The organism is Aeromonas sp. 604282, assembly GCF_049170575.1.
GTDB classification, from domain to species: Bacteria; Pseudomonadota; Gammaproteobacteria; order Enterobacterales; family Aeromonadaceae; genus Aeromonas; species Aeromonas veronii_A.
Genome location: NZ_JAAKMV010000010.1, coordinates 14514 through 27471, shown reverse-complemented (window position 1 = coordinate 27471; position 12958 = coordinate 14514). Strand labels below are relative to the sequence as shown.

At 60.9% G+C, this 12958-nt stretch carries 15 protein-coding genes; 11 read left to right on the top strand and 4 right to left on the bottom strand.

Features of this window, described 5'->3' with window-relative positions:
• Positions 1-26 precede the first annotated feature (26 nt).
• On the top strand, positions 27-731 hold the full coding sequence (locus tag G5367_RS12920) for an SDR family oxidoreductase (RefSeq protein WP_421260355.1): 705 nt from the start codon (positions 27-29) through the stop codon (positions 729-731).
• Here the strand turns inward: G5367_RS12920 and G5367_RS12915 are convergent.
• Positions 657-1217, bottom strand: a complete 561-nt coding sequence (locus G5367_RS12915) for a 2-amino-4-hydroxy-6-hydroxymethyldihydropteridine diphosphokinase (protein WP_421212395.1) — start codon at positions 1215-1217, stop codon at positions 657-659. The genes G5367_RS12920 and G5367_RS12915 overlap by 75 nt on opposite strands.
• 124 nt (positions 1218-1341) lie before the next feature.
• Between G5367_RS12915 and G5367_RS12910 the strand changes: the two genes are divergently transcribed.
• From G5367_RS12910 to G5367_RS12895, 4 genes are all read left to right on the top strand, one after another.
• Positions 1342-1434 carry a YnhF family membrane protein gene (locus G5367_RS12910; protein WP_005341891.1) on the top strand — a complete coding sequence of 31 codons (93 nt, stop codon included), beginning with the start codon at positions 1342-1344 and terminating at the stop codon, positions 1432-1434.
• Positions 1435-1537: 103 nt separating this feature from the next.
• On the top strand, positions 1538-2947 hold the full coding sequence (locus G5367_RS12905) for a sensor histidine kinase (RefSeq protein WP_421294488.1): 1410 nt from the start codon (positions 1538-1540) through the stop codon (positions 2945-2947).
• Positions 2944-3462 carry a hypothetical protein gene (locus tag G5367_RS12900; RefSeq protein ID WP_421294449.1) on the top strand — a complete coding sequence of 173 codons (519 nt, stop codon included), beginning with the start codon at positions 2944-2946 and terminating at the stop codon, positions 3460-3462. The genes G5367_RS12905 and G5367_RS12900 overlap by 4 nt, the downstream gene beginning before the upstream one ends.
• The gene (locus G5367_RS12895; protein WP_421245092.1) at positions 3459-4739 is read left to right on the top strand and encodes a sigma 54-interacting transcriptional regulator; all 1281 of its coding nucleotides are present in this window, start codon (positions 3459-3461) and stop codon (positions 4737-4739) included. The genes G5367_RS12900 and G5367_RS12895 overlap by 4 nt, the downstream gene beginning before the upstream one ends.
• A gap of 1 nt (position 4740) precedes the next feature.
• On the opposite strand, the gene G5367_RS12890 is transcribed toward G5367_RS12895, so the two are convergent.
• A complete protein-coding gene (locus G5367_RS12890) occupies positions 4741-5223 on the bottom strand; it encodes a DUF1097 domain-containing protein (protein WP_005341883.1) in 483 nt (160 codons plus the stop codon).
• A gap of 368 nt (positions 5224-5591) precedes the next feature.
• On the opposite strand from G5367_RS12890, the gene msrP reads away from it, so the two are divergent.
• Both msrP and msrQ read left to right on the top strand, forming a co-directional pair.
• Entirely contained in the window at positions 5592-6593 is a 1002-nt protein-coding gene (msrP, locus tag G5367_RS12885) for a protein-methionine-sulfoxide reductase catalytic subunit MsrP (protein ID WP_421245093.1), read from the top strand.
• Entirely contained in the window at positions 6584-7210 is a 627-nt protein-coding gene (gene msrQ / locus G5367_RS12880; protein WP_005341878.1) for a protein-methionine-sulfoxide reductase heme-binding subunit MsrQ, read from the top strand. Before msrP ends, msrQ begins: the two co-directional genes overlap by 10 nt.
• On the opposite strand, the gene G5367_RS12875 is transcribed toward msrQ, so the two are convergent.
• Complete coding sequence (locus tag G5367_RS12875) at positions 7207-7455, bottom strand: PepSY domain-containing protein (RefSeq protein ID WP_421245094.1); 249 nt, start codon at positions 7453-7455, stop codon at positions 7207-7209. The genes msrQ and G5367_RS12875 overlap by 4 nt on opposite strands.
• Positions 7456-7518: 63 nt before the next feature.
• Between G5367_RS12875 and G5367_RS12870 the strand changes: the two genes are divergently transcribed.
• From G5367_RS12870 to G5367_RS12855, 4 genes are read left to right on the top strand one after another with little or no spacing between them, the layout of a single operon-like run.
• Positions 7519-7857: a PepSY domain-containing protein gene (locus G5367_RS12870; RefSeq protein ID WP_421245095.1), complete on the top strand. Its 339-nt coding sequence runs from the start codon at positions 7519-7521 to the stop codon at positions 7855-7857.
• Positions 7858-7878: 21 nt separating this feature from the next.
• Positions 7879-8535: a response regulator transcription factor gene (locus tag G5367_RS12865; protein ID WP_005341873.1), complete on the top strand. Its 657-nt coding sequence runs from the start codon at positions 7879-7881 to the stop codon at positions 8533-8535.
• Positions 8532-9881, top strand: a complete 1350-nt coding sequence (locus tag G5367_RS12860; RefSeq protein WP_421245167.1) for a sensor histidine kinase — start codon at positions 8532-8534, stop codon at positions 9879-9881. Before G5367_RS12865 ends, G5367_RS12860 begins: the two co-directional genes overlap by 4 nt.
• Positions 9882-9922: 41 nt before the next feature.
• Complete coding sequence (locus G5367_RS12855; RefSeq protein WP_005341871.1) at positions 9923-10384, top strand: hypothetical protein; 462 nt, start codon at positions 9923-9925, stop codon at positions 10382-10384.
• Positions 10385-10469: 85 nt separating this feature from the next.
• Here the strand turns inward: G5367_RS12855 and torA are convergent, their stop codons facing one another.
• Entirely contained in the window at positions 10470-12950 is a 2481-nt protein-coding gene (gene torA / locus G5367_RS12850; RefSeq protein WP_337073303.1) for a trimethylamine-N-oxide reductase TorA, read from the bottom strand.
• Positions 12951-12958 lie beyond the last annotated feature (8 nt).

Here is a 12958-nt window from a genome sequence, read left to right as displayed (position 1 = left end):
AGACCATGAAAGGGAAAGGAGATCGTATGCGTGCATTGGTAACGGGCTGTGGCCGTCGACTCGGATTTTATCTCTGTGAACAGCTGGTGGCAGCGGGTTGGCAGGTGACGGGCAGCTATCGCAGCGAGCGGCCGGAGCTGGCCACGTTGGCTGCATTGGGGGTCGAACTGGTGCAGGCGGATTTTGGCCGGGAAGAGGACGTTGGCAAGCTGATCGATGTGCTGGCTGCCCATCAGGATCTGGCGCTGGTGATTCACAACGCTTCGGCCTTCGAGCCGCAGGCAACTGATCCGGCGGCGCAACTGGCCCAGTTCGAGCAGTTCTACCGGGTACACATGGCGGCCCCCTTCCAGCTAAACCGGGCGCTGGCCCCCCAGCTGGCCAGCAATCCCAACGCCAGCATCATTCACATCACCGATATCTATATCCATGCCCCAGCCCCCCGTTTTGCCAGCTATGTGGCGACCAAGGCGGGAGCCCATTCGCTGGCCATGAGCTTTGCCCGGGAGCTGGCGCCTGCGGTTCGGGTCAACACCATAGAGCCGGGTCCCATCCTGTTTCTCGACGAGCATGACGAAAGCTGGCGCCAGCAGGTGTTGGCGAAAACACCGCTGGCGCGGGAGGGGGGGCTTGAGCCCATCTGGCAGGCGGTGCAGTTACTGATGGGGAACAGTTATATGACGGGGGCCAGCATCAAGGTGGATGGCGGGCGCGCGCTGGCCACTCTCTGAGGGGCTGCCGAGCACCAGCGGCTCCAGACCGACCTGTCGGGTCAGCAAGCCCTTGCCAGACAGACCTGGCAGTTCCACCAGCAGCGCGACCTTGGGGTCATGCACTTCGCCATGGCCGTAGAGTTCCGCCAGCAGCTCCGCCAGATAGGAATCGACCTCTGCCGTGGCAAAATCACCGTGCGTGTTGCTGGCCAGAATATCGATGTCGAGCGGCCGATCGTGCACCTTGCAGAGCGGGTCGCTGCGATCCCGGCCGTGAGCCACTTCGAGGGCGACAAAGCGCTGCTTGAGGCGGACGGCATCGAGCGGGCTCTCCACTACCAGCAGGCAGTTGAGAAAGTCGTGGCTGGAGTGCATTCCCACCGGCTTGGTGCGGATCACCGAACTCAGTTGCAGGGGGCCGACGTGCGCAAGCAGCTCGGCCAGCGCACGGCTGACATGGATATGCGGATCAAGATTGGAACCAATGCTACACAGATAGAACATGCTCACCTTCCCGGGGTTGGGCTCATCTGAAATGTATACGCAGCTCACGGTTATCGGATTAACTATGGCTTAACATTGTCTTATCTATTGTGATCTGGCACTGATTGGCAGAAAGGAGGTTTGCATGAGTGTGGAGCTGAAATGGGCGCTGTTGACCGCTTCGGGTGCATTGGCGATGATCCTGACCATCTGTCTGGCCTCTGTCGCGTTAGCGTGAATCATCACAATCCAGATAATCCAAACCGGCCCGTTGGCCGGTTTTGTTTTTCGGGGCGCTGCGGCTATGCTGGCGCACCGGTGAGAAAGCAAGAGAAGAGATGATGACCAAGGTTCGCCCACGCTCCCTGCTGCAAGTGGTATTGATGGGATTCGTGCTGGTGCTGATGCCGCTGGGCGGGATGATCTGGCACAACAGTACTGCCCTTGCCCACCTCAGCCAGCTCACCAGTGACGAGATGGAACGGGCGGTCAAGGATACCCGTCGCGCCACCCTGCTGACGGCGCAGGTTATCGACATTGAACGTACCTTGCGCCGTTTCGCGGTGCTGGGGGATCGCCGCAGCCTCACCAGCTATCAGCAGCAACTCGACGGGTATCGGGTATTGCTGGCAGAGCATCGCAACTCCATCTCCGACGGCCAGCTCTATAGCGGGCTCGACCAGGGGCTGGCCTGGCTCGACAGCTTGCAGGATGCCGCGTTGGCACGAGCGGCAGTGGCTGGCGACAAGCTAGAGCTGTTTAACGATGCCAACAAGCAGCTCGAAATGGTTACCCGCAGCCGGGTTGATGAGCACATGGATCGGGTACGTCTCACCATCGCCGGATTGACCAGGGAGCTCTGGTGGGTGAGCGGTGCCGTGGCAGCCATCAGCTTGCTGCTGGTCTTTATCTTCACTTACCTCATCATCCACCCGGTACGACAGATTGAGTCGCGCATCTTGAGTCTGGGGGCGGGGGTGGAGCCCGATCCTCATCCGGTCGATGGCCCTGCCGAGCTGGTGTTGCTGGGGGAGAGGATCCTCTGGTTGCACGACAAACTCAAGGAGCTGGAGCAGCAGAAATACCAGTTCCTGCGCCATGTCTCCCACGAGCTCAAGACCCCGTTGGCAGTGCTGCGGGAAGGCTCGGATCTGCTCTGCGAGCAGTTGGTCGGGCCGTTGACGCCGGATCAGCTGGAGATCTGTCAGATGCTTGACGAGAGTAGCCGTCGTCTGCAGACCCTGATCGAGCGGTTGCTCGACTTTAATCGCCTCAGCCAGCAGGAAGCCTTCGAGCTGGAGTCCGTTCCCCTGCAGCCCATGCTGTCAGAACTCATCGTGGAATATCGGCTTGCATTGGAGTCCAAGCAGATCCGTGTACACTTGCCGACCGTGCCGGTTACCCTGTGGGCGGAGCCTTACCGGCTGCGACTGATCCTCGATAACCTCTTCTCCAATGCCGTCAGTTACGGCGCCAGCGGGGGCAATATCTGGATCAGGGCAGGACAGGACAAACAGATAAGCTGGCTGGAGGTAGCCAACGAGGGGCCAGAGATCCCCGCTGCCGATCAGCAACGTATTTTTGAACCCTTCGAACAGGGCAGTACAGTGCGGCAAGGTGTATTGAAAGGCTCTGGTATGGGCCTCTCTATCGCCCGTGAGTCTGCCCATAGCCTCGGAGGTGAGTTGGTTCTGGTAAGAGATGAACAGGCAGATGTCTGCTTCAGGTTGACGTTGAAAAGAGAACTATGAAGATACAGCGCGTATTTCCAGCTCTGATGGCAGGGCTGCTCGCGGGTTGCTCCTTGCTGCCGCAACAGGCACAGCGGGACTCCTCCGATATCGCTTTTGCCAAGCGGATGGAGTTTGCCAACAAGGAGATGCAGGTGCGTCTGCAATACTCCGACTGGCTGCTGGCCAGTCACCCCCAGCAACGGGTGCAGGAGCGTCAGCGTCTGAAAGGGGCCGACGATCTGGAGAGCCGGGTCAGTCTGGCCATGGTGGACTCCCACCCCGCCGAATCGGTGGCCAATCGCACCGCCGGTCTGGCGCGCCTGAAGCAGATGCTGCCCGAGCTGGGGCTCGATGCGCAGGCCTTTTTACGTAGCTGGATCGCCCTCGGCGAACAGCTGCTGGCCCGCGACAGCCGTCGCGATGACCAGAGTCAGGAGATCCAGCGGCTGCGCCGCCAGATCGAGCAGCTGACTGCCATTGACGACCAGCTCAACCAGCGCAAGCTGAATGAACATCGCGAGGTAGTACCATGAGCCGGATCCTGTTGGTGGATGACGACGTCAGCCTGCTCAAACTGATGAGCATGCGGCTGCGCAGTCAGGGTTATGAGGTGGATACCGCCGACAGTGCGGAGGGAGCCCTTGATCGGCTTCGTCAGCAGCGGGCCGATCTGGTGTTGAGCGATTTGCGGATGGGGGGGATGGATGGCCTTGCTCTATTCGAGCGGATCCAGGCCCAGTGGTTGGGGCTGCCAGTCATCATCATGACTGCCCACGGCACCATACCGGACGCTATTCAGGCCACCCGCTCCGGCGTCTTCAGCTTTCTGACCAAACCCATCAACAAGGACGAACTACTGGCCACCATCGAACATGCTCTCAGCTTGACCCGGCCGAAACAGCAGCAGGAGTGGCAGTCGTTGATCCTGACCCGCAACCCCCAGCTGGAACAGTTGCTGATTCAGGCCCACAGCATCGCCACTATGGAGGTCCCTGTGCTGATCATGGGGCCATCCGGTTCCGGCAAGGGGGCAATGGCGCAGGCGTTGCACCAGGCCAGCCAGCGGCGCGACAAGCCGCTCTATACCATCAACTGCGCCGCCATTCCCTGGGCTTCCCTCGATCTGCAACTGTTTGGTGAAGATGGCCAATCCGGTCTGTTCGAGCAGGCCAAGGGGGCGACCCTGTTTCTTGACGAGATTGGCAGCTTATCTGAATCCTTGCAGGCCAAGCTGCTGCAGGTGATGGAAGAGTATGGCCAGGGCACGCCTGAGGTACGGGTGCTCAGCTCCAGCCATCAGGATCTGGTCAAGGCGATGGAGGAGGGGCGCTTTCGGGACGATCTCTTTTACCGTCTTAACGTTGCCAACATCACTTTGCCCTCTCTCAGTGCCCGTAGTGAGGACATTCCGCTGCTTGCCAGACAGGCGCTGGATGATTATCGCTACCGCCATAGCGACTGTGCGGCTATGGGCTTCTCACCGGAGGCGCTGGCGATGTTGGCCGCAGCCGCCTGGCCGGGTAATGTGCGTCAACTCTGCAACCTGGTGGAGCAGCTGGCCAGCCTCTGCTGCAGCCCGGTGATCGGGGTATCCATGGTGGAGTCTGCCCTGAGCGGTGGTGGCGGCGGCATCCCCTCGTTCAACGAGGCGCGGGCAGAATTCGAGAAGGAGTATCTGATCCGTTTGCTGCGCACCACAGAGGGCAATGTGACCCTGGCGGCCAACATGGCGGGAAGAAACCGTACCGATTTCTACAAGTTATTGAATCGGCACGGTATTGAAGCAGCAAACTTCAAATCGAAGGGATAAATCAGGCGGGATCAATCGCTGCCGGAGCAGCATCGGCTTTTTGGGTTTTATGGGAGAGCCATAAGCCGCTCGCCTTCATCAGGTAACCGAACAAGGCGCCGATGATGAGGGAGGGGAGGATCAACCGCCACTCGCCAGCCGCCCCGAAGGTGGCACAGCAACCGGCAAAGGTGCCTGGAATGTAGCCGAGCCACTGCTGCTTGGCCTGCACGCACATCAGGGTTGCGACTACCCCCGTCATCACATAACCCGCCACACCCGCCCCCCACAGACTGTCGCCATGGATCAGTAGCAGTGCCCACAGCATGCCGCTGGTGTTGCAGAAAATGGTTTGCAGCAGCGCCTTGTAGCCACCGCTTGACGCGAAATAGCTGGTGCAGCCGAGAAAGCCGACCCAGGAGATAAGGCCGAACGCGACGGCAATCCAGCCCCAGACGGCGGAGAGAATTCCAGTGGTGATGGCGATGGCGATCAGTGGGCTCATTGGGCGACTCTTCAGTTGGCTTCGCAAAAGGGGCAGCCTACCCCCGGCAATCGGGGCGGCAAGCGGGGGCCGAATTGTGTGTGATCTTCATCACCCTTTTCAACTCAGGAATACGCTTGCGCTCGCGAAAAAAATTCATTGGTGACCGGCCTGACACTCGACCATAGTTAGAGGCCCTGTCCTGCTCATGGAGTGAGTCTGATGGCGCCCAATGTGATCGTTCCCCTACTGGTGTTCGTAGTGCTGTTTCTGGTCGGAAATATGGCCAAGGCGCTGCCTCTGCACCACATAATGTAATCTTGTGTGAAATAAAAATCTGCCGGGGCGGGTCTTATCCATAGTGCCTCACTCAGCCCCGGGAGTTTTTCATGTTGATCAAGCGTCGTACCGCCCACCCCCTCACCGAACAGGATGTCACCCCGGAAGCCGTCTATCAGGACCGCCGCCTCATTCTCAAGGGGCTGGGTCTGGGGGCGGCCACCCTGGTGTTTCCCACTCAGGCCGGAGTACTCGATCTGCTGCGCGGTAAAGAGGATGCTCCCCAATTAGCCACCCAGCCGCTCAACTGCAAGCCTGCGGAGCGCCCGGCCAATCTGGTGCTGACACCGGAAGAGAAGGCAACCAGTTACAACAACTTCTATGAGCTCGGCACCGACAAGTCCGACCCGGCTCGCAACGCACATTACCTCAAGCCCGAACCCTGGACCCTCAAGGTGGAGGGGGAGGTGGCCAAGCCCTTTACCCTCGATGTGTGGGATCTCATCAACAAGAGCGAGCTGGAGGAGCGGATCTACCGGCTGCGCTGTGTTGAAGCCTGGTCCATGGTACTGCCCTGGAATGGCATCTCGCTGGCAGAGATCATCCGCCGCGCTGAGCCCACCAGTCGCGCCAAGTTTGTCGCCTTCGAGACCCTGTTTGACCCGAAACAGCTGCCGGGGCAGGACTCCAGTCTGGGGGGCGGCATCGAGTACCCCTATGTGGAGGGGCTGCGTATCGACGAGGCGATGCACCCTCTTTCTTTCCTGGCTATGGGGCTCTATGGCAAGACCCTGCCCGCCCAGAATGGCGCGCCGATCCGGTTGGTGGTGCCGTGGAAGTACGGCTTCAAGAGCATCAAGAGCATCGTCTCGATCCGGCTGGTAGAGGAGATGCCTCCGACCACCTGGAACCTGCTGGCTCCTAACGAATATGGCTTCTACGCCAACGTCAACCCGCAGGTGGATCACCCGCGCTGGAGTCAGGCCAGCGAGCGCTTTATCGGCGAGGGTGGAGTGTTTGGCGCCAAGCGTCAGCCGACCCTGATGTTCAACGGCTATGGTGACGAAGTCGCCTCGCTCTATCAGGGGATGGATCTGCGCCAATGGTACTGAGATTGAAACCGGCCCATGTCAGCGGCTTGCGGGCGCTGGTGCATCTGGGCTCCCTCGGCTTCCTGCTCTGGCTGGTTTTTGCCATTCCGGCAGGTCTGCTGGGGGGCGATCCGGTGCCCGAGCTTATCCACTACCTCGGCAAGGGGGCGCTCAACCTGCTGCTGCTCACCCTGCTGGTGTCACCGCTGGCCAAGCGCTGGCGGCAGGGGCCGCTCATCAAGCTGCGCCGCCCCCTCGGGCTCTGGTGTTTTGCTTGGGCGTTGCTCCACTTCATGGCGTGGCTGGGGCTGGATCTGCAGTTTGACTGGGGCTTGATTGGCGGCGAGCTGGTCAAGCGCAGCTACATAGTGGTGGGGATGGTGGCCCTGCTGCTGCTGGCCGCCCTCAGCATCACCTCGCTGCCCGCATTGCAGCGCAGAATGGGCGCAGCATGGCAGAAGCTACACAACTGGGTCTATGCCATCGCCCTGCTGGTGCCGGTGCACTACTGGTGGTCGCTCAAGAGCGGTTGGGGGGAGCCCCTCATCTACCTGCTGCTGGCCTGCGCTCTGCTCTGGCCGAGGCGGGAGAAGCTGCTGCGCCCCATGCGGGGATGCTGGAACGCAAAAGAGGCTTAATTGGCCTCTTGTTGTTTGATCTCGCCTGTGTAGGCATCAATGATGAGATATACCGTCTGATCCTGGCGATTGAGGGTTTTGACCTCGAATTTGTCCCCTTCCAGCTCCACTTCCCGAATGTCGTGATACCCTTGTGCCAGCAGGAGTTTGACCAGCCCGGCCATGTCGAGACGGCTCTGTGCCGCCCAGCTTGTGGCACTCAACAGGCAAAGGATCAGCAGGAAACTGCGCGGGATCATATTCATTCCGGATTCATGGCTGGCAGACTATAAACGCCATTATGTTAGGTTTTTGGAGATGAATCATCCATGAATAGAGCGCTCCCTCTGCTCGGGTTATTGCTGCCGGTGCTGGCACAGGCGGTCACGCCTGATGAAGCCCAGCTGCAGCAAGCTGTCCATGAGGGACGGGTTCGGCCCTTCCATGAAATGATGGAGGTGGCGGCCAGGTTGCCGGTACGGGTGTTGCGGGTGGATCTGGGAGAAGAGGATGGTACCTGGCTCTATGAACTGCGCGTCATCGATCGGGAAAACAGCGTGATCAAGGTAGCCTATCGGGCCGACAACCTTGAGCTGGTGTGGGCCAAGGGCCACCACCTGGAGCGGCTGTTCGAACCGCCTGTCTCTCCGATCGAGGATGATGAATAACCCCAGAGTGGAAATCTGTTCATGCGAATTCTGATTGTTGAAGATGAAAAAATCCTGGCCGGCCAGCTGGCTGAGCAGTTGCGCCTCTCCGGCTTTGTCACCGACCTCTGCCATGATGGCAACGAGGCCGGTTTTCTCGGCGAGACCGAACCCTACGATGCCATCATTCTCGACCTCGGCCTGCCTGGACGCGATGGCCTGAGCGTGTTGAAGGAGTGGCGCAGCAAGGGGATCGATACGCCGGTGCTGGTGCTGACCGCCCGTGGCCAACTGCACGAGAAGATTGAGGGGCTAAACGCCGGTGCCGATGACTACCTCACCAAGCCGTTCCAGGTGGCCGAGTTGGTGGCGCGGGTCCATGCGCTGGTGCGACGGGCGGCCGGCAATGCCAGCTCCGTTCTGGAGATTGGCGGGGTGCGGCTCGATATGGCGGCCTCCCAGGTGTGGTACGAAGGGACCCCCATCAAGCTGACCGCCCACGAGTTCCGGGTGCTGGGTTATCTGATGCAGCACAGGGGCAAGGTGGTATCGCGCAGCGAGCTGATCGACCACATCTATGCCCAGGATTTCGATCGTGACTCCAACACCGTGGAGGTGTTCATCGGCCGGATCCGCAAGAAGACCCATCCAGACTTGATTGAGACAGTGCGTGGTCTCGGATACCGGATCAACGAATGAGGCTGGTCCGAACCCTGCGGGGGCGGCTGCTTGCCATTGCACTGGTGTGGTGCGGGCTGTTTCTGTTTGCTACAGGTTTCAGCCTGCAGACCATGATGCGCAACTACTGGCAGGAGGCAGAGGCTGACGGCTTGCGCCTGCAACTCTATGATCTGCTCTCCCGGTTGGAGGTGGAGAAGAGTGGTCTGCCTGTGGTGATCGAACCGATGGCCGATCCCCGTTTCAGCCAACCTTACTCCGGCTACTACTGGCAGCTGGAACTGGGGGAAAATGTGGTGGGCCGCTCCCGCTCCCTCTGGGACACCCATCTGGTGAGCCATGGCCTCAAGTCTGCCTTTGGCGATCCTGACCTCTTTTTTGGCAAGGGACCCAACAAGGAGCCGCTGCTGATCATGACCCGTACCGTGCTGTTGCCCGGTTCGGATCGGGTCTTTACCCTGGTGATGGCCAAGGACAGCAGCACCCTGATCCAGACCCTGAAGAAAACCCGCATCAGCCTATTCCTCGGTCTCGGTTTTGCCGCCGCCGGTCTGGTGCTCGGCTTCATGTTCCAGATCGTCTACGGTTTGCGGCCGCTGCACCTGCTGCGCCGTGAACTGGGGCGGGTTCACGAGGGTCATCAGGAGGGATTCCGGCTGCGCTATCCGCTGGAGATCCAGCCGCTGGTGGAGGATATCAACCGGCTGCTGCACCACTACGGCGAGCTGCTGCAGCGGGCCCGTGCCCACACCGGCAATCTTGCTCACGCCCTCAAGACGCCGCTCAGCATCATGCGCAATCAGGTGACACAGTTGCCGCCGGAGGATCAGGCCGCCATCGGCGAGCAACTCGACCAGATCCAGCGCCATATCGACTATCACCTCGGCAAGGCGCGGGTGACCGGCGCCGCCAAGATCCTCGGGGTCTCGACCCCGGTGCGGGCGCGGGTGGAGTATATCTGCCGCGCCTTCTCCCGCCTCTATCCGGGCAAGACGGTGGATCTGCAGGTGCCCGCCAATCTGGCGGTCGGGGTGGAGGAGCAGGATTTCGACGAGATGGTGGGCAATTTGCTGGAGAACGCCTTCAAGTGGTCAGCCAGCGAGCTGCGTATCTCCAGCGCCGAGCTGGGGGGCTGGATCACCCTGCGTATCGAGGATGACGGCCCCGGCATGAGCGAGGATCAGATCGCCAAGGCGGTGCTGCGCGGGGTGCGGCTCGACGAGAAGGTGCCGGGTTCCGGTCTCGGTCTCAACATCGTATCCGATCTGGCGGAAGCCTATCGAGGCAGCTTTATTATGGGCCGCGCCGAACTGGGCGGGCTGGCCGCCTCCCTCTCGTTGCCCAAGGTGGCAAGGGTCGAGAGCTAGGCATAAGATATGGCATTTGTTTTAGCCTGAGGAAGAGAACCATGACCGACGATCCGTGGGCCCTGTGCCATCTTGACGATTCATTCGATGCCTCTGTACTGGGGGTCAAGGGCGCCCAGATCCAGTGGTTTGAAGATCGGGATGGCCTGATTGCCTATCTGCTGGAAGATTATGTCGATCTGCTGGCCGATGTGGGCGAGCTGGACGAGGAGCAGACTGAACAGGCGCGTGAGCGCTTCACCCTGCTGGTGGAGCAGAGCTTTGACGATCGCACCCTGATGGATGCTATCAACGATCTCGCCTCCGGCTTGCGCCGCATCGCCTGGTTGGGGCCACTCTCGGAGCTGGCGGAGATCAGCGACGACTTTGCTTCCGGTCTGCGCCGTTACTTCTGGAGTCAGTACGATGGCGATGAAGATGACCCGGACGCCTGGGTGCCGGAAGAGCTGTGGCCGCAGCTGGTGGAGTGCGCGCAGGAGTATATGGAAGAGGGGGATTTTTAAATCTGTCCGGACTATGTGTGCTCTTTGGCAGACAGATAAAGAAACGGCGCCTTGATGGCGCCGTTTTTATTGGGTGGCAATCGCCTTAGCCGTTGGCCGGTACCGCGTGGGCGGTGTTGGCCAGCACAGGTCCTGTGTACTTCTCGATCTGCAACTGGGCCATGTGGCCGCAGTTGCCCTGTGCCAGACTGGACGAGCCTTCGTCGAAGGTGAGGCAGTTGACGTTGCCGTTTTTGCAGATGCTGCCCGCTTCGCCCGGCTTGGCCGGGTCGTACCAGGCCCCTTCGCAGATCCGCACCACCCCTTGGCGCACATCTTCGGAGAGCAGGGCGCCCACCAGGATCTGGCCGCGCTCGTTGAAGGCACGCACCAGATCCCCCTGGGCGATACCACGAGCCTTGGCATCCAGCGGATGGATCATGATCGCCTCGCGGTCGGCGATGGCGAACTTGTCCCGCAGCGGAGTGTTGTCGAGCTGGGAGTGCAGCCGCTGGGTCGGGTGGGAGGTGTTGAGCGACAGCGGATAGCGCGCCGCCACCTCGCTCTTCACCCACTCTTTGGGCTCATACCACTTGGGATGGCCGGCGCAGTCGGCATAACCCATCCCGGCTACCGTGTTGGAGAAGATCTCGATCTTGCCGGATGGGGTACCGAGCGGGTTGAGCAGCGGGTTCTCGCGAAAATCGGCGTGACGGATCCACTGGCGGTTGGCCTCCGGGATCGGTAAGCGGATGTAGTTGTTGGACTCCCAGAACATGTTGAACGGCGGCAGCGCTACCCGGGCACCACGGGCCTGCGCCGCCATGCCGTCGTACATCTGCTTGAGCCACAGCATCTCGTCCTTCCCTTCGGTGTACTGCTCCTGCACACCCAGCTTGGCGGCGATGGCGCTGAAGATGTCGAAGTCGTTGCGGGACTCGTGCTGGGGCGGCACGCACTGGTGCATCGGGAACACATAGCGCTGGGAGTAGTCGCCCCCCATCTCCAGATCATTGCGCTCGTAGCTGGTGGTGACCGGCAGCACGATATCGGCGTGCTTGGCGGTAGCGGTCCAGTAAGGCTCGTGAACGATCACGGTCTGCGGTTTGCGCCACGCCAGCAGCAGGTTGTTGGTGTCCTGATGGTGGTGGAAGGGGTTGCCGCCCGCCACGTAGACCAGCTTGATGTCCGGATAGGTCACCTTGCGGCCGTTGAAGTCGATGGTCTTGCCCGGATTGGCGAGACAGTCGGCGATGCGGGCCACCGGGATCGGTGCCGGGCTATTCTTCGGTGCGTTGCCGGCGGAGATACCGGCCAGAATGCCGCCTTTGGCGGTGGGGCTGCCACCGGAGGAGTAGTGGTAGCTGAAGCCGTAGCCGCCGCCCGGCAGGCCGATCTGGCCCAGCATGGAAGCCAGGGTCACCAGCATCCAGTTCGGCTGTTCGCCGTGCTGCTGACGCTGCATGCCCCAACCGGCCATGATCATGGTGCGCTTGGCGGCCATGTCGAGGGCCAGCTGGCGAATCACCTTGGCATCGACGCCGCAGACAGTGCTCGCCCACTCGGCACTCTTCGGCTGACCGTCATCCTTGCCGAGCAGGTATGCGAGGAACTTGTCGAAGCCGACGGTGTAGCGATCGAGGAAGGCCTGATCGTGCTTCTTCTCGCTGTAGAGGGTGTGAGCGACACCCAGCATCATGGCCACGTCGGTGTAGGCGTTCGGGGCAATCCACTCGGCGCCGACCAACTTGGCGGTCTCGTTGTAGACGGGATCGATGCTGATGACGCGGGTGCCTTTCTCTTTCAGCGCCATGAAACCGGCCTGACCTTCGTGATCCGGCATGTTCCAGCTGTTCTTCAGGGTCACCTGAGCGTTGACCCCCCACAGAACGACCAGTTCGGCGTTCTCGACCACGTTGGGCCAGGCGGTCTGCTGCTCGTACACCTCGATGGAGCCCATCACGTGGGACATGATCACCTGAGCCGCGCCGGTGGAGTAGTCACCGGCATAACCGGTGAAGCCGCCGGAGAGGTTCATCAGGCGGTGCAGCAGGGTGCGGCTGTTGTGGAACATGCCGACACTCTTCCAGCCGTAGGAACCGGCGTGGATCGCCTGTGGGCCGAAGTCACTCTGCACGCGCTGGATTTCACCGGCCACCAGTTCGATCGCTTTGTCCCAGCTCACTCGCACCCACTCGTCGGCGCCGCGCAGCTCCGGCTTGGCGCCCGGACCATGCTCCAGCCAGCTCTTGCGCACCATGGGGTACTTGATGCGGTTTTTGGCGTGCACCTGGAACGGCGCCATGTCGATGAGATCGTTCGGCGCCGGATCATCGGCCACCGGCTGGACGCGCACCATGCGGCCATCTTCGACGATCGCCTCGAACGCACCCCAGTGGGCACCAGTCAGAATGCCCTTCTGGGCGGGCACCAGAGTCGGGAACTGGCTCAATGCGGTGCTGATGGCTTGCGCCAGCGCACTCTTGGGAAAAATGCCGCCGAGCAGGGGCAGGGCTGCGCAGGCGCCGAGCCCTTTGAGCAGGTTGCGGCGGGACAGATTGGTCTTCTTGTCATTGAAAAAAGTCATAACGGTTT